This window comes from Andreprevotia chitinilytica DSM 18519, assembly GCF_000711875.1.
GTDB lineage: Bacteria > Pseudomonadota > Gammaproteobacteria > Burkholderiales > Chitinibacteraceae > Andreprevotia > Andreprevotia chitinilytica.
This window is the reverse complement of record NZ_JONM01000002.1, coordinates 230010-256270: the sequence shown is the minus strand read 5'-3', so window position 1 is coordinate 256270 and position 26261 is coordinate 230010. Positions and strand designations below refer to the sequence as shown.

General features: G+C 59.9%; 27 protein-coding genes and 4 tRNA genes. 21 read left to right on the top strand and 10 right to left on the bottom strand.

The window, feature by feature from the left end; genetic code table 11:
• Nucleotides 1–151 precede the first annotated feature (151 nt).
• Entirely contained in the window at nucleotides 152–427 is a 276-nt protein-coding gene (locus tag BR41_RS23965; protein ID WP_156970548.1) for a hypothetical protein, read from the top strand.
• Here the strand turns inward: BR41_RS23965 and BR41_RS23960 are convergent.
• The gene (locus tag BR41_RS23960) at nucleotides 416–568 is read right to left on the bottom strand and encodes a hypothetical protein (protein WP_156970547.1); all 153 of its coding nucleotides are present in this window, start codon (nucleotides 566–568) and stop codon (nucleotides 416–418) included. The two genes, BR41_RS23965 and BR41_RS23960, sit on opposite strands and share 12 nt — an antisense overlap.
• Here BR41_RS23960 and BR41_RS03990 point away from each other — a divergent pair.
• Nucleotides 567–1229 (top strand): DUF1345 domain-containing protein, encoded by a 663-nt coding sequence (locus tag BR41_RS03990; protein WP_035053102.1) that lies wholly within the window; start codon nucleotides 567–569, stop codon nucleotides 1227–1229. The two genes, BR41_RS23960 and BR41_RS03990, sit on opposite strands and share 2 nt — an antisense overlap.
• A 78-nt stretch (nucleotides 1230–1307) precedes the next feature.
• Here the strand turns inward: BR41_RS03990 and BR41_RS03985 are convergent.
• From BR41_RS03985 to rpsU, 5 genes are all read right to left on the bottom strand, one after another.
• Nucleotides 1308–1384: transfer RNA gene (locus BR41_RS03985), tRNA-Ile, on the bottom strand.
• Between the two features lie 17 nt (nucleotides 1385–1401).
• Entirely contained in the window at nucleotides 1402–3348 is a 1947-nt protein-coding gene (rpoD, locus tag BR41_RS03980) for an RNA polymerase sigma factor RpoD (RefSeq protein ID WP_035053100.1), read from the bottom strand.
• A gap of 121 nt (nucleotides 3349–3469) precedes the next feature.
• Complete coding sequence (gene dnaG / locus BR41_RS03975) at nucleotides 3470–5368, bottom strand: DNA primase (RefSeq protein ID WP_035053097.1); 1899 nt, start codon at nucleotides 5366–5368, stop codon at nucleotides 3470–3472.
• A gap of 67 nt (nucleotides 5369–5435) precedes the next feature.
• Nucleotides 5436–5876 (bottom strand): GatB/YqeY domain-containing protein, encoded by a 441-nt coding sequence (locus BR41_RS03970; RefSeq protein ID WP_035053095.1) that lies wholly within the window; start codon nucleotides 5874–5876, stop codon nucleotides 5436–5438.
• A 126-nt stretch (nucleotides 5877–6002) separates the two neighbouring features.
• On the bottom strand, nucleotides 6003–6215 hold the full coding sequence (gene rpsU / locus BR41_RS03965; RefSeq protein ID WP_035053093.1) for a 30S ribosomal protein S21: 213 nt from the start codon (nucleotides 6213–6215) through the stop codon (nucleotides 6003–6005).
• A gap of 163 nt (nucleotides 6216–6378) precedes the next feature.
• Here rpsU and tsaD point away from each other — a divergent pair, with 163 nt between their 5' ends.
• Nucleotides 6379–7398, top strand: coding sequence for a tRNA (adenosine(37)-N6)-threonylcarbamoyltransferase complex transferase subunit TsaD (gene tsaD / locus BR41_RS03960; protein WP_035053091.1), 1020 nt, complete (start codon nucleotides 6379–6381; stop codon nucleotides 7396–7398).
• Between the two features lie 25 nt (nucleotides 7399–7423).
• Here the strand turns inward: tsaD and BR41_RS03955 are convergent, their stop codons facing one another.
• Both BR41_RS03955 and BR41_RS03950 read right to left on the bottom strand, forming a co-directional pair.
• Complete coding sequence (locus BR41_RS03955; protein ID WP_035053088.1) at nucleotides 7424–8071, bottom strand: fumarylacetoacetate hydrolase family protein; 648 nt, start codon at nucleotides 8069–8071, stop codon at nucleotides 7424–7426.
• A 74-nt stretch (nucleotides 8072–8145) separates the two neighbouring features.
• A complete protein-coding gene (locus BR41_RS03950; protein ID WP_035053086.1) occupies nucleotides 8146–9072 on the bottom strand; it encodes a CobD/CbiB family protein in 927 nt (308 codons plus the stop codon).
• Nucleotides 9073–9260: 188 nt separating this feature from the next.
• On the opposite strand from BR41_RS03950, the gene BR41_RS03945 reads away from it, so the two are divergent.
• From BR41_RS03945 to BR41_RS03890, 12 genes are all read left to right on the top strand, one after another.
• On the top strand, nucleotides 9261–9851 hold the full coding sequence (locus BR41_RS03945) for a superoxide dismutase (protein WP_035053084.1): 591 nt from the start codon (nucleotides 9261–9263) through the stop codon (nucleotides 9849–9851).
• Nucleotides 9852–10150: 299 nt separating this feature from the next.
• Nucleotides 10151–10585, top strand: a complete 435-nt coding sequence (gene gspG / locus BR41_RS03940; RefSeq protein ID WP_035053082.1) for a type II secretion system major pseudopilin GspG — start codon at nucleotides 10151–10153, stop codon at nucleotides 10583–10585.
• Between the two features lie 23 nt (nucleotides 10586–10608).
• Nucleotides 10609–11778, top strand: a complete 1170-nt coding sequence (locus tag BR41_RS03935) for a type II secretion system F family protein (protein WP_035053072.1) — start codon at nucleotides 10609–10611, stop codon at nucleotides 11776–11778.
• On the top strand, nucleotides 11775–13433 hold the full coding sequence (locus BR41_RS03930; protein ID WP_035053070.1) for a GspE/PulE family protein: 1659 nt from the start codon (nucleotides 11775–11777) through the stop codon (nucleotides 13431–13433). The genes BR41_RS03935 and BR41_RS03930 overlap by 4 nt, the downstream gene beginning before the upstream one ends.
• On the top strand, nucleotides 13414–14223 hold the full coding sequence (locus BR41_RS03925) for a hypothetical protein (protein WP_156970545.1): 810 nt from the start codon (nucleotides 13414–13416) through the stop codon (nucleotides 14221–14223). The genes BR41_RS03930 and BR41_RS03925 overlap by 20 nt, the downstream gene beginning before the upstream one ends.
• On the top strand, nucleotides 14204–14731 hold the full coding sequence (locus BR41_RS03920; protein ID WP_156970544.1) for a hypothetical protein: 528 nt from the start codon (nucleotides 14204–14206) through the stop codon (nucleotides 14729–14731). Before BR41_RS03925 ends, BR41_RS03920 begins: the two co-directional genes overlap by 20 nt.
• On the top strand, nucleotides 14728–15255 hold the full coding sequence (locus BR41_RS03915; protein WP_035053064.1) for a hypothetical protein: 528 nt from the start codon (nucleotides 14728–14730) through the stop codon (nucleotides 15253–15255). Before BR41_RS03920 ends, BR41_RS03915 begins: the two co-directional genes overlap by 4 nt.
• The gene (locus BR41_RS25375; protein ID WP_051710040.1) at nucleotides 15255–15854 is read left to right on the top strand and encodes a hypothetical protein; all 600 of its coding nucleotides are present in this window, start codon (nucleotides 15255–15257) and stop codon (nucleotides 15852–15854) included. Before BR41_RS03915 ends, BR41_RS25375 begins: the two co-directional genes overlap by 1 nt.
• Nucleotides 15851–17806 carry a secretin GspD/PilQ domain-containing protein gene (locus BR41_RS03905; RefSeq protein WP_051710034.1) on the top strand — a complete coding sequence of 652 codons (1956 nt, stop codon included), beginning with the start codon at nucleotides 15851–15853 and terminating at the stop codon, nucleotides 17804–17806. The genes BR41_RS25375 and BR41_RS03905 overlap by 4 nt, the downstream gene beginning before the upstream one ends.
• 16 nt (nucleotides 17807–17822) lie before the next feature.
• Complete coding sequence (locus BR41_RS03900) at nucleotides 17823–18308, top strand: type II secretion system protein (RefSeq protein ID WP_035053063.1); 486 nt, start codon at nucleotides 17823–17825, stop codon at nucleotides 18306–18308.
• Nucleotides 18309–18314: 6 nt separating this feature from the next.
• Nucleotides 18315–18689 (top strand): type II secretion system protein, encoded by a 375-nt coding sequence (locus BR41_RS03895; RefSeq protein ID WP_035053061.1) that lies wholly within the window; start codon nucleotides 18315–18317, stop codon nucleotides 18687–18689.
• Nucleotides 18690–18711: 22 nt separating this feature from the next.
• Complete coding sequence (locus tag BR41_RS03890) at nucleotides 18712–19176, top strand: type II secretion system protein (RefSeq protein WP_035053059.1); 465 nt, start codon at nucleotides 18712–18714, stop codon at nucleotides 19174–19176.
• Between the two features lie 67 nt (nucleotides 19177–19243).
• Here the strand turns inward: BR41_RS03890 and BR41_RS03885 are convergent, their stop codons facing one another.
• Nucleotides 19244–20302: a bifunctional nicotinamide-nucleotide adenylyltransferase/Nudix hydroxylase gene (locus tag BR41_RS03885; protein ID WP_035053057.1), complete on the bottom strand. Its 1059-nt coding sequence runs from the start codon at nucleotides 20300–20302 to the stop codon at nucleotides 19244–19246.
• Nucleotides 20303–20382: 80 nt separating this feature from the next.
• On the bottom strand, nucleotides 20383–21300 hold the full coding sequence (gene nadA, locus BR41_RS03880; RefSeq protein WP_035053055.1) for a quinolinate synthase NadA: 918 nt from the start codon (nucleotides 21298–21300) through the stop codon (nucleotides 20383–20385).
• Nucleotides 21301–21550: 250 nt separating this feature from the next.
• On the opposite strand from nadA, the gene BR41_RS03875 reads away from it, so the two are divergent.
• From BR41_RS03875 to BR41_RS03850, 6 genes are all read left to right on the top strand, one after another.
• Nucleotides 21551–21626: transfer RNA gene (locus BR41_RS03875), tRNA-Gly, on the top strand.
• A 31-nt stretch (nucleotides 21627–21657) separates the two neighbouring features.
• Nucleotides 21658–21733, top strand: a tRNA-Gly gene (locus tag BR41_RS03870).
• Between the two features lie 54 nt (nucleotides 21734–21787).
• A tRNA-Cys gene (locus BR41_RS03865) sits at nucleotides 21788–21861 on the top strand.
• 204 nt (nucleotides 21862–22065) lie between these two features.
• Entirely contained in the window at nucleotides 22066–23832 is a 1767-nt protein-coding gene (locus BR41_RS03860) for a hydrogenase maturation protein (protein WP_035053053.1), read from the top strand.
• A gap of 25 nt (nucleotides 23833–23857) precedes the next feature.
• On the top strand, nucleotides 23858–24553 hold the full coding sequence (locus BR41_RS03855) for a DUF6436 domain-containing protein (protein ID WP_156970543.1): 696 nt from the start codon (nucleotides 23858–23860) through the stop codon (nucleotides 24551–24553).
• Nucleotides 24554–24692: 139 nt separating this feature from the next.
• Nucleotides 24693–26204 carry a methyl-accepting chemotaxis protein gene (locus tag BR41_RS03850; RefSeq protein ID WP_035053049.1) on the top strand — a complete coding sequence of 504 codons (1512 nt, stop codon included), beginning with the start codon at nucleotides 24693–24695 and terminating at the stop codon, nucleotides 26202–26204.
• Nucleotides 26205–26261 lie beyond the last annotated feature (57 nt).

The following is a 26261-nucleotide window of genomic DNA, read 5'->3' as shown; positions in this document are numbered from 1 at the left end:
CGTAGTTCACAGCCGATGTCGGGCACACGGCCCAAAATAATGACAACGGAGTAACGGGTCGATACTTGCCGTCACGCGGGCGCAGTAAACGCAAAGGCGCGATAGACCGTTTTTGCAACACCTGCATCGATAGTCGATAACGCTCATGGTCATGCCAGAACCCGGGAACCACCTACCTGCAACACGTCACCCCGGCAGGAGAAAGATTTGCCTTACCCTCGCCGCCTATACGGTCACGTTTACGCTCAGCATGACCAGCGCCTGGTTCACCTATACCCATGACGACGCAGAGATGCATGCAACTCCAACCGCCATCCCACCCACGGCCGCGCTAGGCCGCCAAGCCCAGGCTGCATTGCAAGCGCCCCTGAAGATCGCCGATCCACGCCACACCCATACCAACCCCAGCACCGAATCAGTTCATTAAGCGTGCTATTTTTGCCAGCAATGGCAAAATCGGGCTGTCCATCGTTAATGCCAAACCAATATCCCGGCTAGCCCGCACTACTTGCCGACCCTGGTTTGATTTCTTTTGATCCCGCATTCCTCCTCTATCGAGCAAGGTCATGATCCGCCTCAAACATTTCATCAGAGCCCGCCCCCGGCTCACCGCATCCACACTGACCGGCATCCTCTGTTACTTCGTACTCACCCAGTTCGCCCCCCATATCTCGGTGCTGACACGGGGACTGTTCAGCTGGAACGTGACCATGTGGCTTTACGTGCTGGCGCAGTGGTGGCTGATGATGCGCGCTGATCCCGCCCGGATTCGTCGCATTGCGCTCTTGCAGGACGAAACGGCAGCGACCGTGCTGACCATTGTCAGCATCGCCTCAGTGGCAAGCCTCTTGGCCATTCTCTTCGAACTAGCCACGGCCAAGCAGCTCACCGGCACGTTGCGGGTGGTGCATCTGGGCCTGACCGGACTGACATTGGCTGGTGCGTGGCTGCTGGTGCCCACCGCGTTCGCCATCCACTATGCCCATCTATTTTACGGCGACCGATCCGCCGAAAAAGCCCTGCTCTTTCCGAACCCGCCGGCCGAACCCAGTTATTGGGACTTTCTCTATTTTTCGTTCACCATCGGCGTTGCCTCCCAAACTGCAGACGTTGCCGTCGGCAACAGCCGCACCCGCCGAGTGGTGCTCGCACAATCCATACTGTCGTTCATTTTCAACATCAGCATTCTGGGGTTGTCGATCAATGTGGGGGCGAGCTTGCTGGGGTGATCGCTTCGCGGCCAACGCGATAAACGTAGGCCACAAAAAAGCCACACAGACTCATCATCTGTGTGGCTTTCTCGTTTTTGGTGGGCCCTGTGGGGCTCGAACCCACGACCAAAGGATTATGAGTCCTCTGCTCTAACCGACTGAGCTAAAGGCCCGTATTGCTTTACTGGCCTTAGCTGCCTTCGTTACCCAGGCTTTCCAGGAAGCTCTTGAGCCGCTCGGAACGCGTCGGGTGACGCAGTTTACGCAGGGCCTTGGCTTCGATCTGACGAATCCGCTCACGGGTGACGTCGAATTGCTTGCCGACTTCTTCCAGCGTGTGATCGGTGTTCATGTCGATACCGAAACGCATGCGCAGCACCTTGGCCTCACGCGGGGTCAGCGTATCAAGGATTTCCTTGGTCGCTTCGCGCAGGCCGGCGTACACAGCGGCTTCAGCCGGGGCCATGTTGTTCTGGTCTTCGATGAAGTCGCCCAGATGTGAATCGTCGTCGTCACCGATCGGCGTTTCCATCGAGATCGGCTCTTTGGCGATCTTGAGGATCTTGCGGATCTTGTCTTCCGGCATTTCCATCTTGAACGACAGTTCTTCCGGCGTCGGCTCCAGACCGGTTTCCTGCAGGATCTGACGCTGGATGCGGTTCATCTTGTTGATCGTTTCGATCATGTGAACCGGAATCCGGATGGTGCGCGCCTGATCCGCGATCGAGCGGGTGATGGCCTGACGAATCCACCACGTCGCATAGGTCGAGAATTTGTAACCACGACGGTATTCGAACTTGTCCACCGCCTTCATCAGACCGATGTTGCCTTCCTGGATCAGATCGAGGAATTGCAGGCCACGGTTGGTGTATTTCTTGGCGATCGAGATCACGAGACGCAAGTTGGCTTCGATCATCTCGCGCTTGGCGCGGCGGGCCTTGGCTTCACCGGTGGACATCTGCCGGTTGATTTCCTTCAGCTCCTTGATCGGCACCATGGCACGTTCTTGCAGCTCGCCCAGCTTCTGCTGCTTTTCCATGATGGCGTGCTGATAGCGCGCCAGGATCTCGGAATACTTGTGCCCGTAGTTGATCTCTTCGACCACCCACTTGGTATCGGTTTCGCGGCCCGGGAATGTCTTGATGAAGTGCTCGCGCGGCATGCGGACTTTCTGTACACAGAGGTCCATGATCTCGCGCTCGTGGCTGCGGATGTTATCCACCATCGTGCGCAACTGATCACACTGCGCCTCGACCTGACGGGCCGAGAAGCGGATCTTCTGGAACTCCTCGGCAATCTGGCCTTGCAGATTCAGATAGGTCTTGCCGTGCACGCCTTCCTTGGCCAGCGCCTTGAGCATCTTGTCGAACAGGGCGCGGATCACGTCGAAGTGTTCGCGCGCTTGCCCTTTCAGCAGCTCCAGGTTGGCGTGTGCCGCTGCTGCACCGCCGTCGTCCTCACCCTCTTCGCCTTCTTCGCCCTCTTCGGCGAGTTCTTCCGGCAAAGCCTCGGGTGCAGCCGCTTCTTCTTCGACCGCGTTCGGGTCGATGAAGCCGTCGATCACGTCGTCGATGCGGATTTCGTCGGACAGGCCCTTGTCGACCAGCTCCAGAATGGTCTGGATCGTCGTCGGGCAAGCCGAGATCGCGGTGATCATGTGCTTGAGGCCGTCCTCGATCCGCTTGGCGATTTCAATTTCGCCTTCGCGGGTCAGGAGCTCAACCGTACCCATTTCGCGCATGTACATACGCACCGGGTCAGTCGTGCGGCCGAACTCGGCATCCACCGAGGACAATGCCGCTTCGGCTTCTTCTGCCGCGTCGTCGTCGGCAACGGCCGGCGGCGCATCGGACATCAGCAGGTCTTCGGCGTCGGGCGCCTCGTCATAGACCTGAATGCCCATGTTCGAAATCATGCCGATCACGCCTTCGATCTGCTCGGCATCGAGCATGTCTTCGGGCAGGTGATCGTTGATTTCGGCGTACGTGAGATAGCCGCGCTCTTTGCCGAGCACGATCAATTGCTTGAACTTGGCCTTGCGGACTTCCGGATCGAGCTTTTCGGCGTCGTCGCGTTTGCCTTCGCGGAAATCAACCCGCTCTTGGTCTTCCTTGTCGAACTCGTTTGCTGCCGCCATGAACGTGAGACTCAAAAAGATTCGGAAAAACCGAGGATTATATCAGAACTGACGGACATTTTTCCGCCACCAAAATTCCCGCACTGCACAAAAAACCCGTACATAACAACGATGTACTCAATCAGCGCCGCGCCAGCAACGCCAGATATTCTTGTTTTTCAACTTCCGTCAGGCCGCCATTGGCAGCCCGTTGTTCCAATTCGGTACGCCGATCCAGTGTAGCCGGCCTCTCCAACACCTGCCCGGCGCTCACGAGCAAAGCGGCAAACTCGGTTGTACGCTCTTCGTCAGTCATACGACCAAATAGCCGCTCACCTTCAGACTGAGCCGCCTCCAACCGCTCGAACAGCGGCGTATCACGCCAGTGCTCAATCAGTTGCGCCCCCCCTGCATTAGCAGGCTGACTACGCAGGTACTGCAGCACTTCGCACAATGCGCTACTCCGCTCAGGCCAGGTCAACCAGACCGGCTCGCCCGTTTGCGTCAGTGCCGGATCAGTCAGCGCCATCTGCAGCAACCGCGTTGGCGCATCACCGGTCGGGCGCGGGCGCGGCAACGGTCGGAGCGGGCGGTCATCAAAACGCCCACGACCTGGCTTGCCGCCATTCCATCCGCCCTCGTTCCGACGACCCTCGCCGCGAAAACCCTCTTGCCGACGCGACTCACGCGGACGGAACTCGCCACCGTGTGATTCATTGCGTTGTGGCTCGCTACGTAGCTCTTGCGCCTGCCCACCCAGCAAGCCATCCAGCTCAAAGGTCTCCAGCCCGCATAACTCGGCCAAGCGTTTTTTCAGCATCAACGCATAAGCCGGTGCATGAACACGGGCGATCAGCGGTTTAGCCAAATGGATCAACCTGGCTCGACCTTCATCGCTATCCAGCTCGACCTGCGCCGCCAACTCACGCAACAGGAATTGCGCCAGCGGCACGGCCTGCTGTTTTACCTGTATTTCGAACGCATCACGACCAAATTCGCGCACATAAGAATCGGGGTCGTGCTCTTCCGGCAGGAACAAGAAGGTTAATTTCTTACCATCTGCCAGAATTTCAAGACTGTTTTCCAATGCCCGCCATGCCGCTTTACGCCCAGCCTTGTCGCCGTCGAAGCAAAACACCACGTCGTCGGCGAGCTTCAACAACTTTTTCACGTGCTCCGGCGTACACGCAGTACCCAGTGTTGCCACCGCGTATTCGACGCCGTGCTGCGCCAGCATCACGACATCCATGTAGCCTTCAACCACCAGCACCCGACCCACATCGCGGATCGAGGCACGGGCTTGCGTCAGGCCGTACAACTCACGACCCTTCTCGAAGACCGGCGTCTCGGGCGAGTTCAGGTATTTCGGCTCACCCTGCCCCATCACCCGGCCACCAAAACCGATCACCGAGCCACGCTGATTCAAGATCGGAAACATGACCCGATCACGGAAACGATCATAGCGGCGCTTGGTCTCTTCCTTGTCGATCACGAGGCCAGCTTCAGCCAGCAACTTGTTCCAGTCGTAATCCGGAAAAATCTTCTTCAGCGCTTGCCAGTCTTCGCCGCCAGGCGAATAACCCAAACCAAAACGCGCGGCCGTCTTGCCATCCAGACCGCGCCCCTTCAAATAATTGATGGCCTGCGGCGCCGTCTTCAGCGCCTGACGATAAAAATCGCAGGCGGTCTTTAATACATCAAACAGGCCCGGCTCAGCCTTGGCCGACTCTGGCTCGTTGCCCACTTCCTGCGGCACCGGCAAACCGACCGATTCGGCCAGTTTGCGCACGGCCTCAGGAAAACTCAGCCCCTCATACTCCATCACGAAGCTCACCGCCGAACCGTGCGCGCCACAACCAAAGCAGTGATAGAACTGTTTGGTCGGACTGACCGTGAACGACGGCGATTTTTCCTTGTGGAACGGGCAGCACGCCATGTAGTTCTGCCCGCCCTTCTTGAGCGGCAAGTAGCGCTCTACCACGTCGACAATGTCAACGCGGTTCAGTAGATCCTGAATGAAGGAATCGGGGATACGAGCCATTGAGCGCGAGGCGTGAGGCGTAAGGCGTGGGGGGACAGCCCTTAGCCTAGTGCCTCACGCCACATCCTTACGCCATTCGCGCCTTGACCAACTTGTTCACTTCGGCCATATCGGCCCGACCGGCGAGCTTTGGCTTGAGTTCGGCCATGATCTTGCCCATCGCCGCCGGCGCGGTGCCATGCGCAGCAATTGCCGCATCCACGAAAACGGCGATTTCATCGACTGAGAGTTGCTGCGGCATGTAATCCTTCAGCACGGCAGCTTCAGCCTCTTCCTTGATCGCGAGGTCTTCACGATTGGCGGCGCGGTACTGCTCGATGCTGTCTTTGCGTTGCTTGAGCATCTTTTCGATCACGCTGGTGATGGCTGCATCATCGAGATCGATACGCTCATCCACCTCGCGCTGCCTGATCGCTGCCCACAACAAACGAATCGTGCCGAGACGCTCAGTCTGCTTTTCCTTCATCGCCGTTTTCATGTCCTGCTGGACTTGTTCTTTCAGACTCATGGGTACGCCTCGAATGGGGTTTGCGGGGGTGTTTCAGGAATACGTGCCGACATTAAACCGGCACCAGATCGCAGAAGCAGGAAAAGGCCGCTCGATGGCGGCCTTTCTTCGCGAACGCTGTGCTGCTTAGTACAGCTTCGGCGGCAGCTGCTGGCTGCGGATGCGCTTGTAATGGCGCTTCACGGCAGCGGCAAGCTTGCGCTTACGCTCGGCAGTCGGCTTTTCGTAGAACTCGCGGGAACGCAGTTCGGTCAGCAAGCCAGTCTTTTCAACAGCACGCTTGAAGCGGCGCATGGCTACTTCGAACGGCTCGTTCTCTTTTACGCGTACGGAAGGCATCGAGCTAAAATCCTTGGGGGTTGAACCACAGAACACCGTGGAAAGTCTGGCATTTTCGCAAACTCGATGCGCCCTGTCAAAGCATTCCCGCTTTTGTTGACCCTTTTGTTAGCCACCCCAAGCGGGTAGCATGCCCATCCATCCCCGCCTCTTCTGTATATGTATGCTCGTTCTCGGCCTTGAATCCTCTTGCGATGAAACCGGCGTTGCCCTGTTCGATACTGAACGGGGCCTGCTCGCGCACCGTATCCACTCACAAATCGCCATGCACACCGAGTACGGCGGCGTGGTGCCCGAGCTTGCTTCGCGCGACCACATCCGCCGTGTACTGCCGCTGACTGAAGATTGCCTGGCCGAAGCCGGCTGCACGCTCAAACAGCTGGATGCCATTGCTTATACCGCTGGGCCCGGCTTGGCTGGCGCACTGCTGGTCGGAGCAAGCGTAGCCAACGCACTGGGCTTTGCCCTGCAGAAGCCGGTCATCGAAGTGCATCACCTCGAAGGGCATCTGCTCTCACCGCTCCTATCTGATCCGAAGCCCGAATTTCCTTTTGTCGCACTACTGGTTTCCGGTGGACATACGCAACTGATGGCTGTGCGCGGCATCGGCAACTATGAGTTACTGGGCGAAACGGTCGATGACGCAGCGGGCGAAGCATTCGATAAATCAGCCAAGCTGCTCGACCTCGGCTACCCCGGCGGCCCGGCGCTTTCGAAACTAGCCGATACCGGCGATGCCACGCGCTTCAAGCTCCCCCGGCCGATGCTGCATTCCGGCGACCTCGATTTCAGTTTCTCCGGCCTAAAGACTGCCGTGCTCAAGCTGGTGACTGAACAAGCACCCATCGACGATGTGACGCGCGCCGATATTTGTGCCGCGTTCCAAGAGGCGATCGTCGAAGTGCTGGTGAAGAAATGTCTCGCCGCGCTCAAGCAAACCGGCATGCGGCGACTGGTGATCGCTGGCGGTGTCGGCGCAAACCGGCAGCTGCGGGAAGGATTGGACGACGCGGCGAAAAGACGCCAGCTGCAGGTCTACTACCCGCCGCTGGCGCTCTGCACCGACAATGGCGCAATGATCGCCTACGCTGGCGCCATGCGGCTGCAGTACGCCAAGCATGAATACGGTTACGGTGCGAAGCCGCGCTGGGATTTGGCAAGTTTGCCAGCGGTGTCGGCGTAACCAAGCCGCCGACATAACCGGTGAATCAGGCGACGTTGAAGGTCTGATCGATCAACTTGCCGAGCAACAAATGAAGAACATCACCAGAACGAATCGGCCCGACGCCTTCGGGGGTTCCGGTGTAGATCAGATCGCCCGCCTTGAGGCCGAAACGACTGGAAAGCCACGCAATCAGCGTCGGAACGTCAAACGCCATTTGCCGTGTATCCGCATGCTGGCGCAGCTCACCGTTGATCGAAAAATCAAAGGTGACATCAGTCGGTTCAATGGCTGGCGCCGGCACGAAATCAGTCAGCACCGCGGCACCGGCAAAGCCTTTGGATAGCGTCCACGGCATGCCCTTTTTCTTGGCTTCAGCCTGCACATCCCGTGCAGTCAGATCGAGCCCAAGCGCGTAACCGGCGATATAGGAGCGCGCAGCAGCCCGGTCAACGTTATTGCAATCCCGGCCAATCGCGACGACCAGCTCTGCCTCATGGTGGATCTCGTTCGACCATTCTGGCAGCGCGATGGACGACCCCGGAAACAGCAATGCGGATGTCGGCTTGAGGAAGACCACCGGCTCCGCGCCAATGGTTGCACCCATCTCGGCGGCATGGGCAACGTAATTGCGTGCCACGCAGTAGATATTGGCGACAGGCAACTCAGCATTGGCGATACGGATGGCAGGCATGAGGAACTCCAAAAAGCAGACGGGGAGTCGCCACCTTACTCAGTAGCCACTCCCCGAAACAATCAGCAAAAACATCAAGCCAGCCACTGCCCCAAACTAAACAGCAGAACCAGCGCCAGCCACAACAGGATCGAGCGCCAGATCAGACCGACAGCGCTGGCGAGATAGTCAGCATTCGCCGCATCGCCAATACCGATCTCCGGCCGGAACTTGACCGTGTGATCCATGTGCAGTGCTTCGCCCAACCGAATGCCGATGGCACCTGCACCAGCGGCCAGAATGATGCCTTGCGCATAGTTGCCCCATGCTTGCGCCTGCGAGCGCCAGCAATAAACGGCATCTTCAAAATCACCCATGATCGCAAACCCGGCTGCGGTGAAACGAACAGGCAAGTAATCGAGTACCGCCAGAACGCCTTGTGCGCAGCGACCAAATGAATTGGCCTCTTCGTGCGAGCCCCACTTCTGTTCCAGCAAACACGCAGCGCGGTATAGAACAGCGCCAGCCGGGCCGGCAATCCACGCCAGCGCCACAAACCAGAACACCGTCCCGAACACATAACGGTAGGAATCGAGCAGACCTTGCTCAATGGCAAAGCGCGAGACTTCGTCATCGTTCATTTGCGAGGTGTGTTGGCCAGTCCAGTCGGACAACAAAGCGCGTGCGGCATCGATATCACCGGTCTGCAGCGCTTTGGAAATACCGGAGAACGCATGGCTGAATTGGCGAAAACCCATCGTCAGATAGAGCACCACCACGTTCCAGCCCCACGCCAGAAACGGGCTGATCCGATACAGCAACCAGTAGCCACCCACACTGACAATCAGCAGCGGCAATGTCGCGATCAGCCAGCCGTAAACCCCGTTGCGAAACTCGCCGGCGTTAAGCGCACGCTCAAGCTTGTTGGCAGCACGGATGAAGGCCAGATAGACAGGATTGCGGCTGCTGATCGGGCGAAGCTGTTCGAGCAGAAGCGCAAGGATCAGGGATAGAATGGTCATGAGTTTTATTTTGCTGAATGCGACGGCTGGATTCGTGTCGCAAGATAACATAGCCACCTAGCGAGGCCCAACCCAAGGCCCCAATCCGGCGCCTTTCTGGACCGCCGCGACAAGACACTTGAAATACTAACGAATCACCCTGATATGCGATTCGCCATCTCTCCAACACCACGAATCAGGAGTCTGCAATGGAACACAAACTGCCCGAACTGCCGTACGCCCAAGACGCTCTGGCGCCGTACCTGTCTGCTGAAACGCTGTCCTACCACTACGGCAAGCATCACCAGACCTACATCACCAACCTGAACAACCTGATCAAGGGCACCGACAACGAGAGCAAGTCGCTCGAAGAGATCGTCAAGACTGCTCCGGCGGGTGGCCTGTACAACAACGCGGCACAAACCTGGAACCACACCTTCTACTGGCTCGGCTTCGCTCCGAACCCGCAAGGTGCCGATCGCGCTCCGGCCGGCAAGCTGGCTGATGCCATCAACACCAAGTGGGGCTCCTTCGACGAATTCAAGAAGGCGTTCAACACGTCGGCCGCCGGCAACTTCGGCTCTGGCTGGACCTGGCTGGTGAAGAAGGCAGACGGCAGCCTCGACATCGTCAACACGGGCGCCGCCGGCACCCCGCTGACTACCGCTGATGTGGCGCTGCTGACCTGTGACGTGTGGGAACACGCGTACTACATCGACTATCGCAACAGCCGCCCGAACTACCTCGAAGGCTTCTGGAAGCTGGTCAACTGGGACGCAGTGGCGCAACGCCTCGGCTAATCGCCAGCGATTCAAACCAGCGCTTCAAAAAAAGGACGGCTTGCCGTCCTTTTTTCATGCCCGGCCCCCTGCTCGCTTAAAACGAGTCAGCTGACACGCATCATCACCGAACCACCGGACGACCCGAACACTTCCAACTGGCGATATTGCACCGCAAAAGCACGCCCCGCTTTGATTCCATCACACAACACCTCAATGGCATAGGGCTTGCGGGGCACCAACGCCGCAGTTAGGATGGCGAGCACAGGATGGATTAAAACAATAAATACTTACACCGACAAAACCAAAGAAGACCACCCATGATCGCCCCGCGCCCATTGCAACGCTCACTTGCCCGCGGCTTCACCTTGCTCGAATTGCTGGTGGTGCTGCTGATTATTGCCCTGCTTGCCGGCTATGTCGGCCCCAAGCTATTTGGCGAAGTTGGTAAAGCCAAGAGCAAGACCGCCTTGAGCCAGATGAAGTCCATCGCGGATGCGCTCGATCACTACCGACTCGACATCGGCCAGTATCCCAGCACGGAACAAGGCCTGGCAGCGTTGATGACCAAGCCGACCGATGTCAGCGGCAAATGGGCTGGTCCTTACCTGATGAAAGATGTCCCCGCCGACCCTTGGGATCGGCCCTACATCTATCGCCGCCCTGGCGAGAACGGCAAAGACTTCGACCTGCTGACCTACGGTGCCGATGGCAAACCGGGCGGCACGGGCGAAGACACCGACATCACGTACTAAACCCCGCATAAGACAGCGCCATCATGCGCTACAAAGTCACAGTCCTGCAGGCTGGCCGCCTGCAGGAACTCGACCTCGACGCCGCCAACGAAGACGAGCTGCGCGATCGGCTGTCCGCCCAAGGCGCGACGCTCGTTTCCGCCGAGAAGCAGACGCGCCTTTCGCTCAAGAAAAGCGACTTCGCCCTGTCGCTGTTCACGCAGGAGCTGATTGCGCTGCTGGAAGCCGGCCTGACACTGGTCGAAGCCGTCGAAACCCTGCGCGACAAAAGCCACGACGGCGGGGGCATGGTGCTCGGGCGCATCATCGAAGGGCTTTACCAAGGGCTGCCGCTGTCACGCGTGCTCGGCCAGATGCCGGAGTACTTTCCACCCCTCTATATCGCTACCGTTGGCTCGGCCGAAAAGACCGGCCATCTGGCCGATGCACTCAAGCGCTACCACCACTATGAAACCCGGCTGGCTGGCGTAAAGAAGAAGATCATTTCGGCGCTGATCTACCCGATGGTGATCATCACCATCGGCGGCGGCATCATGTTGTTCCTGCTGTTCTACGTGATTCCCAAGTTCAGCCAGATCTACGCCAGCATGAAACACCTGCCGTTCGCGGCCGAACTGATGCTGTATTGGGGCCAGCTGGTGCACAGCAACGGTCAATTCATCTTCGGCGGCATCATCGGCACCATCGCGCTGGTCGTGATGATGTTGCGCACCGAGTCGATCCAGAATTCGCTGCAAGAACTGTTGTGGAAACTACCCAAGCTGGAGAGCTACCGCTCGTTGTTCTCGCTGACGCGCTTCTATCGCACCGTCGGCCTGCTGCTGGCCGGCGGTCTTTCCGTCGTCGCCGCCATGGAACTGGCCGCGCAGCTGTTGCCCGGCGCCATGCGACTGGCGTTGGCGCAAGCCATCATCGATATCAAATCGGGTCAGTCGCTCTCCAACACGCTGCCACGCTATGGCTTGACCACACCGGTTTCTGAACGGCTTCTCCGCGTGGGCGAGCAAAGCGGCGAGCTGGCGACCATGTGCGAGCGCTCGGCGCAGTTCTGTGATGAAGAACTCGACCGCGCCATCGAAATGTTCACCCGGCTGTTCGAGCCGGTACTGATGTTGTTCATCGGCGTATTGATCGGCGGGATCGTGTTCCTGCTGTATATGCCCATTTTTGAACTCGCCGGGAATATGCAATGAGCGAGCTCACCCTCGACCTGATCCAGCACCTGCGCGCGCACGCCGGTGAGACGCCGTTGCCGCTGCTCGTGCAGCAAGCGCTCGGCTTATCCAACGAAGGCTATTGCGACGAAGTCGGCTCGTTCCTCGGCCTGCCAAGCTTCACCCGCGAAGAGCTAACGGTGTTGTTTCCACGCCACGATCTACTGCCCTATGGCGATGCGGTCTCACGCCAGTGCCTGTTGGCCGATGATGCCGACGGCCACCGCTTCCTGATCCTGGCCGACCCGTTCGATGCCATCACCCGCAACTGGGTGCAGCAGCGGCTGGCCACGCATTACCAGAGCGCGTTTGCCCACTTCGAAGATTTGGCCGACTACCTGGCACAGTTCGAAACCTCGCACCGCGCCATGGATCAACTTGCCATCGGCAGCGACAACGAAGGCGGTGCCGATGCGGTGCCCGAGATTTCACTGTCCACCCTGGCCAAGGACACCAACCCGGTCGTCAAGCTGGTCAACTCCACGCTGTACGACGGCCTGAAATCCAAAGCCTCCGACATCCACATGGAAAGCACGCCCAGCGGCCTGACGATCAAGTACCGGATCGACGGCGTGCTGCTGCATGCTGGTGGCGCGAATGGCACCGAGACCGCCGAACAGATCATCTCGCGGATCAAGGTACTGGCCGAGCTGGACATTTCTGAACGCCGCATCCCGCAAGACGGCCGCTTCAAGGTCATCGTCAACAATCGCGATGTCGACTTCCGCGTCTCGATCATGCCGTCGATCTACGGCGAAGACGCCGTGCTGCGGATTCTGGATAAACAAGGCGGCGGCGACGCCTTCAAGCAATTGCGGCTGGAGGTGCTGGGACACGAAGAAGCCACGATGGCCGCCATCCGCTCGCTGGCCAGCGAACCGTACGGGCTGCTGCTGGTCACCGGCCCGACCGGCTCGGGCAAATCGACCACGCTCTATGCCACGCTGTCCGAGATCAATACCGGCGATGAAAAAATCATCACCATTGAAGACCCGGTCGAATACCAGTTGCCCGGCATCCTGCAGATTCCGGTCAACGACAAGAAAGGCCTGACCTTCGCACGCGGCCTGCGCTCGGTGCTGCGGCATGACCCGGACAAGATCCTCGTCGGCGAAATCCGCGACGGTGAAACCGCCAACATCGCCGTGCAAGCGGCGCTGACCGGTCACTTGGTGCTAACTTCCGTCCACGCCAACAACGTGTTCTCGGTGCTGGACCGCTTCATGCACATGGGCGTGGAGCCCAACAGCTTTGTCGATGCCTTGATCGGCGTGGTCGCCCAGCGCCTGATCCGCAAGATCTGCCCGCATTGCATTACTGACGACCATCCCGATGTCGACCTGCTGGCCCAATCCGGCCTCACTCGCAACCAGGTCGCCACCTGGCGCTTCCGCAAGGGCACCGGTTGCAGCCATTGCCGCGACACCGGCTATCTCGGCCGCAAGGCCATTGCCGAAGTCCTGCGACTCAACGACGAACTCAAACAAGCCATTGCCGGCCGCGCACCCGCGGTAGAAATCAAGCAACTCGCCGCGCAATACGGCTTCCAGAACATGCGCCAGATGGCCATGGCCTCGGTCTCTCGCGGCGAGACGACGCTACAGGAAATCAACCGTGTCACGTTTGTGGATTAAGCATCAGGGCTGGCTCACCCGTGGGCAGGCGTTGCTTTCCAGCAGCGCAGCATTCGCACGCGCACCGGCCACCCGTGCGCAAGCGCCGGTGGACAACACATCCGAAACCGCCGTACTGAAACTGCAGCAGATGCTGTCCGAAGCGCCACGCGGCAGCCTCAAGTTCGATACGCTCGATCTCTACCTTGGTGCGCCGTGGGTGCGTTATGCGGTGATCCCGTGGCAAGACAAGCTCAAGCGCGATAGCGACTGGGAAAACTACGCCCGCGTCGCGATGGCGCAGGTTTATGGCATCGGCACCGACAACTGGCGCGTGCGCGTGGCCGAGGCCGGCTGGGGCAAACCGCGACTGGCTGCAGCCGTCGACCAGGGCATGTATCAAACCTTGTGCGAGCTGGCGCGCAGCCAGAAATTCTCACTGCAACGCGTCGAACCGCTGCTTACCACCGCCATCAACCGTTACAAGGGCCAGCTGCGCCAACGCGAGTTCGTGCTGGTGCATCTTGATGAAGACCAAGCCGTGTGTGCGTTCTGGCGCGACCGGGCTTGGCGCGGTGTGATTACGCTGGCAACACAACCCGACCAACTGAAGAAAGACAGCGCCGCACTCGGTGCACTGGTGCGCGATGCAGCAGTACTCGCCAGTGACTTCCTGCCGGAGCAGATTTATCTGGTCGCCAACAGCTCGCGCTTTGCGCGGATGGAGCTGGATGAATTCGACCTGCAGTGGCTCGGCCCCATCCATGCTGACCTGATGCGGAGGGCAGACGATGCAACTCATGCAGCTTGATTTTCACCGCGTCGCCAAACCTACCCCCTGGATCGGGCTTGCCCTGGTCACGGCGGGCGTGGTCGCCTTGATGTGGGTAGCAGTGCAGCAAGACGTCGTCACCCAACGTCGCCAACAGATCGAAACCACCGAAACCGACCTCGCCTGGAAAAAGAAGCAGCAGCAATACAAGCAACAGGAAGCGCAAAAGGAAAAACCGGCCGACGAGAAGCTCGCCGCCATCCGCCGTGCCCAGCAAGTAAGCGCCCTGCCCGCGTTGGAGGTCATCGAAAGCGCCTGGACGCGCGATATCGGCTTGACCCGCCTCGAACTGAGCCCGACCGACCATGACGTCAAGCTGGAGCTGGAAGCCCGACGGGCAGACGATCTGCTCGAGCTGATCGATGCACTCACGCGTAACCCGAATATCCAGCGCGTGGTCCTGGCCCGCCAATCGGTCAAGCAGAATGATCCGTTCAAGCCCACGCAGGCCGGGCTGGAAGTCTTCCTGAAAGGAGCGCCGCGATGAAGCAGCAACAACTGCTTTGGCTGCTGCGCAAATGGCCCCGCTATACCGGCATCCTCGGTTTTGTCGGCGCGGCACTGCTGGTGGCTGCCGGGCTCATCTGGCTGCAGAAAGTGAAACCGATCGAGCATGATCTCGACCGGCGCGAAGAAACCGTCGATGCAGAAGCCGCCAAGCTCGCCCATCCCGCCGCCAGTGGGGCATCCAGCCTGGCTGCGCTTGCCCCGCTGCGCCACGCTGGCAGCTTTACCGATTTCCTGCGTGAGCTGGCCAAGCTATCGCAAGATCACAAGCTGATCGTGCCGCAAACCGACTACAAATCGAGCCCGGAAGGTGCCGGCCACTTGTTGCGCTATGGCGTGCAGTTCCCCGCCACCGGCAGCTACGCCGACCTGCGCGCCTTCGTGGCCGACATCGAGAAAATCCCAGGCGTACGCGTCGAGACGTTCTCGGTCGGTCGCACACAGATTGCCGAGGAAACCTTGGCGGCACAGATCCAACTCAGCTACCTGACGGAGACGCCGTAATGTTGTCCCGTCCATTGCAAATCGTCCTGGCCATTACCTTGGTTCTGGTGGGCTACAGTTGGTGGAAAAGTCACGATGAGGAGCAGCCACAACTGCAGACCCGTGCCCGCAGCGGCCGCTTGGCCCCGGCCTCCGTTCCAGCGGCCGAAGAAATAGCCAGCGAAGCCGCTGAGGCAGCCACCGGCACAGCTTCAGGCGTCGCAAGCTCGGCGAGCCGCACGGCCCGCAGCGTGGTCTCCAAGACAAAATCCGCATCGGATGCAAGCGAAGTCAGCCTGTTTCCGAAGCAAACCTGGGCGCCGACACCGCCTCCACCCCCGCCGCCAGCCAAACCGACCCCTACCCCGGTGCCGGTTGCGCCACCGCTGCCGTTCAACATCGTCGCCACCTGGCACACCAAGGGCGTTGACGAGATCGTGCTTGAAGCCGGCGGCCAGCAGTACGTTGTTTGCACCCGCTGCGAAGCACTGGGGCGCGTCCAGCAAGGCGAGACGCTGCTTGGCGTCTATCGCGTAGAACAAGTCACACGACAACAGATCGTGTTTACCTTTATGCCGTTGAATCAGCAGCAAGTGCTGCCGATAGGAGGAACGCCGTGAAACGCGCGTTGACCATGACCGTCATTTTCATCGGCCTGCTGGCAGGCTGTGCATCCGAATTGGCACGCAAGCAGTCCGCGCGGCAGATCCAGCAAGGCGAAACCGCCTCCGGCATCAGCACGCTGCAGAATGCGCTGAAAAATGACCCGGAAGACATCGCCCTGCGCGCCAGCTATCAGCGCCAGATCGATATCTACGTGACACGGCTACAGAAGGAGGCCGACGATGGCCGCGCCAGCGGCACCAGCGACGGCTTGGCCAAGGCGCTCGTCAACTATCAGCAGATCCTCGTCTATGACCCGAGCAACCTGCGCGCCAAGGAAGGCCTGCGCACGATCGAATCGCAGGTCAAACAGGATTCGATGCTCAAGTACGCCCGCTCGATCAAGGACACCAAGCCGGACGAAGCGCTCGACATCGCCCGGCAGATCATCGGCGAAAACCCGCGCCATATTGGCGCCGTGCAGCTGAAAGACGATCTGGAGCAGCGCAAATCGCGTGAGGCGAGCCTGAAACCGGCGCTGGCGCAAACCCTGAAAAGCCCCATCTCGCTGCAATTCCGCGATCAGGCGATTTTCAGCGTGTTCGACATCATTTCCCGCATCGGCAAGGTCAACTTCATCTTCGACCGCGATGTGCCCTCCACCTTGCGCACCACGATCTACGCCCGCGATACGACGGTCGAAGACGTGATCAACCTGTTGCTGACCACCAACCAGCTCGACAAGAAGATCCTCAACGACAACACCATCCTGATCTATCCGAAGCGGCCCGATAAGGATCGCGACTACAAGGATCTGGTGATGCGCACCTTCTACTTGTCCAACGCCGACCCCAAGCAAGTGCTGGCGATGATCAAGCAAATGGTGAAGACCCGTGACGTCTATATCGACGAGCGCCTGAACATGCTGGTGATGCGTGACACGCCGGAAGCCATCGCCGTGGCCGAACGCCTGATCGCCGCGCAAGACCTGCCGCAATCGGAAGTGGTACTCGATGTGGAAGTGCTGGAGGTCAACAGCACCGATTTGCTGAACCTCGGTATCCAGTACCCGGGCAGCGTGACAGCGAATATCGGCGGCTTCACGGCCAGCGGCAATGCCTCAGGCGTAGCCGGCACGTTCAATCCAGGCGTGATGACGCTGAGCGAATTGCGCCACCTGAACAGCACCAACGCCCTCGTCAATCTCGGCACACCAACGATCACAGCCAATATGCTGCATCAGAAGGGCAACACCAATGTCTTGGCCAACCCGAAGATTCGCGTCAAGAACCGTGACAAGGCCAAGATCCTGATCGGTAATCGCGTGCCAGTCGTCACCACCACGGTATCCAATGGGGTCACCAGTGAATCGGTCACCTATCAGGATGTCGGCCTGACGCTGAATGTCGAACCCACGCTCACGCAGGACGCGGATATCTCGGTCAAGCTGACGCTGGAAGTGTCCAGCATCACCGACAAGAGCAAGACCAATTCAGGCACCGTGACCTACACCATCGGCACCCGTCGCGCCGAAACCAATATGAGCGCGCATGATGGTGAAACGCAGGTACTCGCCGGCCTGTTGCAGCGTAATGAGCAAGGTAGCGGCTCCGCGATCCCAGGCCTGGGTGAACTCCCGATTCTGGATCGCATTTTCGGCTCCAAATCAAACGAAAGCGACCGCACCGAACTGGTGTTGATGATCACCCCACGCGTCGTCCGCAACCTGCCCACGCCGAGCGGTTACATCACCAACTTCAACAGCGGCACCGACGGCCAGCTGACCACCGAACCGCTGCGACTGCGTGACACCTCGACCGTCAACGTCACCAGCAACGCCAACGGCGCGCCGGCACCGGCGCCCATGCCGGTCGACCAGCAACCCGTACCACAACCTGCTCCGCAGCCGGCGCCGCAACCGCAGGGCGAAACCACGCCAATCCCGCGCGCCAGCATGGGCCGGCATTGATCCGGTGAGCGCGAAGATGCCCCGGCACGGCCTATGTCAGCGCGGCTTTACGCTGATCGAGCTGATGGTCACCCTGACCATCCTCGCCGTGCTGGCGTCCGTCGCCCTGCCCTTGTCGCAGATCGCCGCCACGCGCAATCGCGAGGAGCAATTGCGCCAGGCGCTGTGGCAGATTCGCTCCGGCATCGACGCCTACAAACAGGCTGTCGACGATGGTCGCGTCACCAAATCGCTCGATGAAACCGGTTATCCGCCCACGCTGAAAGTGCTGGTCGATGGCATCAAGGATGCCAAGGACCCGACCGGCAAGAAGATCTACTTCCTGCGGCGGATTCCACGCGATCCCTTCTGTGATTGCGCCAGCAAGCTTGACGAGGAAACCTGGGGCCAGCGCAGCTACGCCAGCCCGGCGGATACGCCAGCCGAAGGGCGCGACGTGTACGATGTCTATTCGTATTCCACCGGGGTAGGCCTGAACGGCATCCCCTATCGCAACTGGTAAGACATCATGCCCCGCCACCGCCCTCGCGGCTTCACCCTGATCGAACTCCTGGTCGTGCTCGCCATCATGGCCAGTCTGCTGACGCTGGTCGTGCCGCGCTACTTCCAGCAGACCGATCGCGCCGCGGAAACCGTGCTCAAGCACAACCTCGTCGCCATGCGCGATGCGGTGGACAAGTTCTATGCCGACACCGGCCACTACCCGACCGATCTGGACGAGCTGGTCAGCAAGCACTATCTGCGCGAAGTGCCGCTCGACCCGATCACCGGGCGGCGCGATTCATGGAAGATCATCGCGCCGGAAGGCGGCACTGGCGTATATGACGTGAAAAGCGGCGCAGACGGAAACGGCAGCGATGGCCAGGCTTTCAACTCGCTCTAGCGCGATCTCCCGCCAACAGGGCATGCGTCCGAACCAGCAGGGTTTCGCCTATCTCTGGGCGCTGATGATGGTGCTGGTGATGGCCATCTATCTGAGTGAAGTCGGCGACGTGTGGAAAACCAAGATCCAGCGTGCGCATGAAGAAGAACTGCTCCGCGTGGGCGATCAGATCCGGCTCGCGATCAAGGCATATGCCGAGCAAGCCGGCAATCAATACCCCAAAACGCTGAACGATCTGGTGCAAGACCCCCGCAGCTCGACCCCCAAACATTACTTGCGCCACGCCTACAAAGACCCGATGACTGGCGATGACTGGGTTCTCATGAGTGGACCGAATGGCGGCTTCCTCGGCGTTTACAGCAAGTCGACGCTCAAGCCGATCAAGACGAGTAACTTCCCGACCCAATACAGCGGCTTCAACGACAAGACCACCTTTCAGGACTGGCGCTTTGCCTATTACCCGACGGGTGGCGGCGGGCGGCGCTAAGTATCGCTCGCCCACAATGAACCGTAGGGCGGGTTAGCAGCCTGCTGCGTAAGCCGCCGCATGCCGCTCAAATCTGCCCGAGAAACCAGTTCACGATGTAGAAGTGGTCTTCGAACAACTGTGTTTCCATCCGGCTGAATTCGAAGAGCGGCACCCAGGACGCGCGATCCGCGTCATCCCCACCGCGTACCTTGGGCAACCCTTCACCGGTCGGGGCCAGCTCAATCAGAAACGCATGCGTAATCGTGCGGCCACGCAGACTGCGTTGCGGGTGGTCGAACACGCGATTGGCACGAATAGAACCCGCCAGCACCGGCGCAGGCACCTTCAGTCGCGTTTCTTCCTTCAGCTCCCGAATGACTGCATCACGCACCAGCTCGCCTTGATCGACGAATCCCCCCGGCAGCGCCCATAGCCCCTTGCCCGGCATACCATGCCGGCGCACCAGCAAGATGTGGCCGGAATGGATCACCACCGCATCAACGGTGACGAAGGTCGGCGGATAGGGCGCAGCGGCCCAGCGCTGGCGGAAGTCGCGCAGATAGCGATGCTCGGCAGCAATCAGCGGGTAGACATCCCCTTGCCGGAAGCGCTGCAACCACGCGTATACAGCAGGCGGCAGCTTGTCGGCACATTCAGCAAAATGCTCACCGCCCTCGGCCAGAAAACAATCACGCAGCCGGGCCGCATCGATGCCCGGTTCGTCTGGCACTTCCAGCCGCTGCCATTGCGGGAACAGTTCGAGATAGTAGTTGTTGCGGTTGTGACTGCTGCCGACGAGGCCAACGCAGAATTCGGCGGCGCGATGGCCCAGGCTGGCGGTATCGACCGCAATCACCTTGTCGACGAGGTTTTGCACCTCCGTCACCCATTGCTGATCGTTGTACATCCGGTCCGAGCAACCCACCACGAACACCCGCTCCTGCCATTCGGCCGGCAGCGCAGCGCGCAGCATTTCTTCGCGCTCGGCAAATGTGAACGGGGTCCGCGGGCTGACGGCCTGGCGGGATGAGCCGCAAATGATGATCAGCTTGTCCGCCTGCGCCAATGCGGCCTCGATCACCTTGAGATGACCGAGGTGCACAGGCTGGAAGCGACCGATGAAAACGAGGTAGTCGTACTTCATACGCACGTGAGGAGCGAGGAGTAAGGGGTGAGGTGCAAAGGCAGGATATTCTTCATTTTTTACACCTCACGCCTCACTGATCACTGGTAGTAGCGCTTCGAGAATTCCAGCATCCGCTCGATGGGCAAGCGGGCTGCTGCCATCTGCGCATCGGTCAGATAGTCGATGCGCGTGCCCTCGCCGGCTTGCGCCCGCTTCACCGCTTCGATGCTGTTCATCTTCATGTACGGGCACTGGTTGCACTGGCAACCGGCATAGATCGGCGCTTGCTGGATGTTCAGGTCTGGCCGGGCCAGGCCCATGTTGTAGAGGATGCCGTCTTCGGTGGCGACGAAGATCACCGCATCCGGCTCTTTATCGAACGACTTGATCCAGTTCAACATGCCGCTGGTCGAGCCGACGTAATCGGCCTGCTGCAGCACTGGCAGCGGCGATTCCGGGTGAGCGATCAGGTACTTCGCACCCGCCACGCCGGCAAAGGCTTCATCCAGCGCGGCCTGATTGAATTTGTCGTGCACTTCGCACACGGCACTCCACAAGGGCATGCCGTAGTCGTACTGAAAGTTGAGGTAGGCGCCCATATTGCGATCGGGCGAGAAGATGACCTTTTTGCCGTCCGCATACAGGTGGGCAATGATGTCGTCCACATTGCGGCTGGTCACGATCCAGTCGGACAACGCTTTGTGCTCGGCCGAGCTGTTGATGTAACTCACGTGCACGTAATCGGCGTGATCTTCGCGCCATTGCTTGAGCGCGTTCACATCGGTCTGGGTAACGAGGGAACAGGTCGAACGCGAATCCGGCAGGATCACTTCGGCGTTCGGATTGAGAATCTTGGCCGTCTCTGCCATGAAACGCACACCGGCGAACACGATAGTGTCCGCGCCGCATTCCTTGGCATAGAGGGAGAGTTCCAGGCTATCGCCGACTTTGTCGGCCATCTGCTGGATTTCGGGCTGGGTATAGTAATGCGCCAGCGTAACGACTTTCTTGGACATGGGGTTCCTCCATGCAATAAAGGTGCGGGCTCATCCCGCAACCGGAACTGACCTCCCAAAGGAGATCAACGACATCAACACGTGGCACCGAAAAGCATCCGATGCATCCCACCGGATAGCGCCACGGCAACGATTTTATACGCTTGCTCAAGCAATTAGGAGCATCGACAGAAAATTTTCCAAGGACGGTGTTGACAGGCGACGAGCGGCTCACCATAATGCGCCTCTCTGTTGCAGCACGAAGACAGATGCGGGAGTAGCTCAGTTGGTAGAGCGCAACCTTGCCAAGGTTGAGGTCGAGAGTTCGAGACTCTTCTCCCGCTCCATATTTCTTCGTGCACTTGCAGCAAACTCCATGCGGGAGTAGCTCAGTTGGTAGAGCGCAACCTTGCCAAGGTTGAGGTCGAGAGTTCGAGACTCTTCTCCCGCTCCAGTTGCAGTAAAAAAAGGGAAACGCAGTTCTGCATTTCCCTTTTTTTAACCCCGCGGCGGGGTAGCAAAATGGTTATGCAGCGGATTGCAAATCCGTCTATGCCGGTTCGATTCCGACCCCCGCCTCCAATACGAAAGCCCTGACCTGCGTCAGGGCTTTTTTGTTTTTTCCCTTCTCGATCCCGCCATCCGTCAGCCTCACTGACGCGACCAGCCGATCCAGCCGGTGCGCCCCGCAGCCAAGGTTGATTGTCGCTGTCCCCATGCTAATGATTAACTTTCAGTCATATCGATTAGACATGCATGAATATCGTAAGCAACAGGGAGCGAAAGATGCGCATTCTGCTTGTGTCCTCGTCGTACAACAGCCTTTCCCAGCACGCCCATGTCGCCCTCACCCGGCTCGGGCATGAAGTCAGTGTTGAGTTGTTCCTGAGCGAGCGACACGTGCGCGATGGCGTGGCCCTGTTCAAGCCCGATCTGGTGCTGTGCCCGATGCTCAAGCAAATCCTGCCGGAGGATGTCTGGCACAGCACGCCTTGCATCATCGTGCACCCCGGCATCACCGGCGACCGGGGCTCCAGTTCGCTCGACTGGGCCATCTTGCGCCAGGATGCCGAATGGGGCGTGACGGCGGTGCAAGCGGCGCATGAAGTCGATTCCGGCCCGATCTGGGCCAGCCGCCGGTTCGCCATGCGGCCGGGCAGCAAGAGCAGCCTCTATCGCGACGAGCTGACCGTGGCAGCCGTCCAGGTGATCATCAAAGCCGTGCAACGCTTCGACAACGGCTTGTTCGTACCGGAGCCGCTCGATTACACCCGGCCGGAAATACGCGGCCGCTATTGCCCGACCATGCCGCAAACCGCGCGGGCGACTGACTGGGCAACGGATAGCGTGGCGACCATCGTCACCAAGATCCGCTCCGCCGATAGCAATCCCGGTGTGCTGGATACACTGTTCGACGAGCAGTACTACCTCTATGGCGCATGTCGCGAAGGCAAGCTGGTCGGCCCGCCCGGCAAGGTGCTGGCCCAGCGCGACGGCGCAATTTGCCGTGCCGCGACCGATGGCGCCGTCTGGATCAGCCACCTGAAGAAAGCCGCGGACAAGAGCAGCCCAGCCGGCAAGCGCCCTTTCAAACTGCCGGCGGCCGTGGCGCTTGGTGATCACCTCGACGACATCCCAGAACTACCCCTGCCCCTGCTCGTCGACGGGCAAGTCCAGACCTTCAAGGAAATCTGGTACGAGGAACAACGGGACGTCGGCTACCTGTACTTCGAGTTCTACAACGGCGCGATGGGGACCGCGCAGTGCCAGCGGCTAACCCACGCGTTTCTGCAAGCCGCCGCGCGCCCGACCAAGGTGCTCGTGCTGATGGGGGGCCGGGACTTCTGGTCCAACGGCATCCACCTGAACCTGATCGAAGCCGCGCAGGCTGACGGCCCCAACGGCGCCGCCGACGAATCGTGGCGCAACATCAACGCCATGGACGATCTGGTGCGCGCCATCATCGACGCCACGGACAAGATCGTGATCTCCGCCATGCACGGCAGCGCCGGCGCGGGCGGCGTGATGTTCGCTCTGGCAGCAGACAAGGTGTTCGTGCGCGATGGCGTGGTGCTCAACCCGCACTATCGCTCGATGGGCGGCCTGTATGGCTCGGAATATTGGACCTACCTGCTGCCACGGCGGGTCGGCAAAGCCTGGGCGGAACGGCTGACCAATCGTTGCCTGCCGCTCGGCTGCTGGAAAGCCAAGGAACTGGGTCTGATCGACGACGTAGTGCAAGACGACGACGAAGGTACCTCCACGTTTCATCGCCAGATCAGCCGGATCGCCGAAAAGATCGCTCACGACCCTGACTACAGCGCCGCTTTGGCCACCAAGCGCGAAGCCCGCGAGCACGACGAGCACGACAAACCGCTGGAACGCTATCGCGCCGAAGAACTGGAAAAAATGTGGGACAACTTTTACGGCGAGGATCACAGCTACCACGTGGCGCGTGCCCAGTTCGTCCACAAAGTCACGCCCAGCGAAACGCCGCTGTATTTGGCAAGGCACCGGCGGGGAGACGATGCCGGGCCTGGCGAGCCGATGTAGCCAGTTCCGACCCGATCGCTGCCTCATGAATACGCTCAGCACGACGACCACGAATAACGTAGCGGCTACGCTCGCAAAAGTGCGGCCGTGGCATTGGCTCATGGTTGTGGTCTGGCTGCTGGGAACAGCATGGGCGCTCTGGTGGTTTCAAGGGCGCAATCTACGGCCCTTTTCCCTCATGTCCGGCCAGACGGCGCATGTCGTCCCGTTCACGCGCCCGGACATCACACTACCGCCCTCATTCACCCAGCAGATCGGCGCAAACCACGCACCCGCCAAAGCACTGCTGGTGCACTTCTGGAACCCGGATTGCCCTTGCGCCCGCTTCAGCGATCTGCACGTCAAAGCATTGCTGGCAGCATTCGGCCCACAAGGCGTCACCTTGCTGGTCGTGCCCAAACCCGGCGTGACCGCTTCAGCACAACTTGCGGACAAAGTCCGCGCCACCTTCGGGCGCTCCGCCATCCTGATCGAACCAGCACAATGGCCAACTGCACTGACGGTGCCAGTCAGCCCAGCTACGGCGGTGTTCGATGGCAGCGGGCACCTCGCCTATCTCGGCCCCTATAGCCTCGACTCGTTCTGCAGCACCACTGACAACGGCCCGGCCGAGCGCGTACTGCAAGGCATTCTGGCTGGCTCACCCGTGAAGCTGGACAGCGTCGCTGCAGTCGGCTGCTTTTGCCCGTGGTCCGACCAACCCGGCGACCAGTCAGCCTAATAGCCCACGCCCATCAATTTCTTACGCAAAACCAATGAAAACTTGCCGAACAATGTCTTGTAGCCACTCAAGCGAACACCTATTTTAAGGTTACGCTCCCGCAACTCCGGCGCTCCCGACCACCGAAAAAGGCTCGTCCATGGATGCCACGCAAAACGCCCATCTGACCAAGCATTTCGTCAAAGTCGACCAACTCATGGTCAAGCTGCTCTGGATCATGGCTGCGGCCGCCCTGTTGCTGGCAACGTGGTACGGCACCTGGCTTGAAGCCCTGCTGATCGGCCTGCCGACCGCCCTGGTCGGCACGGTGCTGGTCTATCAAGCCCCCGGCCAGGCACTGACCCGCCACACCATCGCCGCCGCCTTCATGGTGTTCTCCGCCCTGCAAATCCACCAGGGCCACGGCATGATCGAGATGCACTTCAGCGTCTTCGTCTTCCTCGCCTTCTTGCTGTACTACCGCGACTGGTGGGTGATTGTGACGGCCGTGGTCGTGATCGCCACCCATCATCTGGCCGCCAATTATCTGCAAGCCGCCGGCTACGGCATCTACGTCTTCACCGAAACCAGCTACCTACGCGTGCTGCTGCATTACGTCTACGTGATCTTCGAGGCCGCCATCCTGATCGCGATGGCCTACCAAGGCCGCAAAGAGGCCGTCCAGAATGCCGAGCTGCACAACATCGCCTCCAACTTGGCGGTGGTGAACGAAAAGGTGAACCTCACTTTCCGGCAGGCCGGCGCAGCCAGCGAGTTCGCCAGCAACTTCAACCAGTTCATGCAGGTGATCCACAACGTGGTGCTGGAAGCGCAAAACGCCGCCCGCACGCTGCACGATGAAGCCGAAAAACTGGCCGAGAGCACCAGCTCATCGGTCGAAGACATGCACAAGCAAAAAGGGGAAGCCGAGCAAATGGTGGCGGCCATCAACGCACTGAGCGAAGCGCTCAACGATGTATCCACCCGCTCCAGCACCGCCGCCAACGCAGCGGTCAGCGCCGCCGAGCAAGCTGAACGCAACGCGGTCGATTGCGGCAGCGTGGTCGATACCAACATCACCACCATCAATCATCTGGCTGGCGAAGTGGAAGGCACCACCGGCGCCATGCGCCAGCTGGCCAGCCACAGCGAAGAAATCGGCCGGGTGGTCGACGTGATTCGCGGCATTGCCGATCAGACCAACCTGCTGGCGCTCAATGCCGCCATCGAAGCCGCCCGTGCCGGCGAACAAGGCCGCGGCTTCGCCGTGGTCGCAGATGAAGTGCGCACGCTGGCCCAACGCACCACCGAAGCCACGACCACGATCCAGAAGATGATCGAATTGCTGCAAGGCGGCAGCCACGACGCCCTCGCCGCGATGGAGCGCAGCCAGGGCAAGGCTGCTCATAGCGTCGAGCAAGCCCAACGAACCGGCGGGGCACTCAGCGACATCAATGACTCGATCAAGACCATCCACGCGATGAACGACGAAATCCACAGCGCCATCGCCAAGCAGGCCGAAGTCTCCCGCGAGGTGGTCAGCAAGCTGGGCTACGTCAACCGGCTATCGCAAGACGCCGCCAACTTCGCCGAGCGCTCGTTCTTTGCGAATCGGGAAATCACCCGGCTGGCCGGGAAGCTGCAGGAAGTGGTGGCGCAGTTTGTGGTTTAGGGAAAAGGCAGACACGTGTAGACACTGAGCACACGAAGTGCACGGAGAACAGAGAGA

Excerpts from the sequence above, each read along its gene's own strand:
- BR41_RS23965 (WP_156970548.1), top strand. The coding sequence starts at position 152 with ATGCCAGAACCCGGGAACCACCTACCTGCAACACGTCACCCCGGCAGG.
- BR41_RS03990 (WP_035053102.1), top strand. The coding sequence starts at position 567 with ATGATCCGCCTCAAACATTTCATCAGAGCCCGCCCCCGGCTCACCGCA.
- BR41_RS23960 (WP_156970547.1), bottom strand. The coding sequence starts at position 568 with ATGACCTTGCTCGATAGAGGAGGAATGCGGGATCAAAAGAAATCAAAC.
- rpoD (WP_035053100.1), bottom strand. The coding sequence starts at position 3,348 with ATGGCGGCAGCAAACGAGTTCGACAAGGAAGACCAAGAGCGGGTTGAT.
- dnaG (WP_035053097.1), bottom strand. The coding sequence starts at position 5,368 with ATGGCTCGTATCCCCGATTCCTTCATTCAGGATCTACTGAACCGCGTT.
- BR41_RS03970 (WP_035053095.1), bottom strand. The coding sequence starts at position 5,876 with ATGAGTCTGAAAGAACAAGTCCAGCAGGACATGAAAACGGCGATGAAG.
- rpsU (WP_035053093.1), bottom strand. The coding sequence starts at position 6,215 with ATGCCTTCCGTACGCGTAAAAGAGAACGAGCCGTTCGAAGTAGCCATG.
- tsaD (WP_035053091.1), top strand. The coding sequence starts at position 6,379 with ATGCTCGTTCTCGGCCTTGAATCCTCTTGCGATGAAACCGGCGTTGCC.
- BR41_RS03955 (WP_035053088.1), bottom strand. The coding sequence starts at position 8,071 with ATGCCTGCCATCCGTATCGCCAATGCTGAGTTGCCTGTCGCCAATATC.
- BR41_RS03950 (WP_035053086.1), bottom strand. The coding sequence starts at position 9,072 with ATGACCATTCTATCCCTGATCCTTGCGCTTCTGCTCGAACAGCTTCGC.
- BR41_RS03945 (WP_035053084.1), top strand. The coding sequence starts at position 9,261 with ATGGAACACAAACTGCCCGAACTGCCGTACGCCCAAGACGCTCTGGCG.
- gspG (WP_035053082.1), top strand. The coding sequence starts at position 10,151 with ATGATCGCCCCGCGCCCATTGCAACGCTCACTTGCCCGCGGCTTCACC.
- BR41_RS03935 (WP_035053072.1), top strand. The coding sequence starts at position 10,609 with ATGCGCTACAAAGTCACAGTCCTGCAGGCTGGCCGCCTGCAGGAACTC.
- BR41_RS03930 (WP_035053070.1), top strand. The coding sequence starts at position 11,775 with ATGAGCGAGCTCACCCTCGACCTGATCCAGCACCTGCGCGCGCACGCC.
- BR41_RS03920 (WP_156970544.1), top strand. The coding sequence starts at position 14,204 with ATGCAACTCATGCAGCTTGATTTTCACCGCGTCGCCAAACCTACCCCC.
- BR41_RS03915 (WP_035053064.1), top strand. The coding sequence starts at position 14,728 with ATGAAGCAGCAACAACTGCTTTGGCTGCTGCGCAAATGGCCCCGCTAT.
- BR41_RS25375 (WP_051710040.1), top strand. The coding sequence starts at position 15,255 with ATGTTGTCCCGTCCATTGCAAATCGTCCTGGCCATTACCTTGGTTCTG.
- BR41_RS03900 (WP_035053063.1), top strand. The coding sequence starts at position 17,823 with ATGCCCCGGCACGGCCTATGTCAGCGCGGCTTTACGCTGATCGAGCTG.
- BR41_RS03895 (WP_035053061.1), top strand. The coding sequence starts at position 18,315 with ATGCCCCGCCACCGCCCTCGCGGCTTCACCCTGATCGAACTCCTGGTC.
- BR41_RS03890 (WP_035053059.1), top strand. The coding sequence starts at position 18,712 with ATGCGTCCGAACCAGCAGGGTTTCGCCTATCTCTGGGCGCTGATGATG.
- BR41_RS03885 (WP_035053057.1), bottom strand. The coding sequence starts at position 20,302 with ATGAAGTACGACTACCTCGTTTTCATCGGTCGCTTCCAGCCTGTGCAC.
- nadA (WP_035053055.1), bottom strand. The coding sequence starts at position 21,300 with ATGTCCAAGAAAGTCGTTACGCTGGCGCATTACTATACCCAGCCCGAA.
- BR41_RS03860 (WP_035053053.1), top strand. The coding sequence starts at position 22,066 with ATGCGCATTCTGCTTGTGTCCTCGTCGTACAACAGCCTTTCCCAGCAC.
- BR41_RS03855 (WP_156970543.1), top strand. The coding sequence starts at position 23,858 with ATGAATACGCTCAGCACGACGACCACGAATAACGTAGCGGCTACGCTC.
- BR41_RS03850 (WP_035053049.1), top strand. The coding sequence starts at position 24,693 with ATGGATGCCACGCAAAACGCCCATCTGACCAAGCATTTCGTCAAAGTC.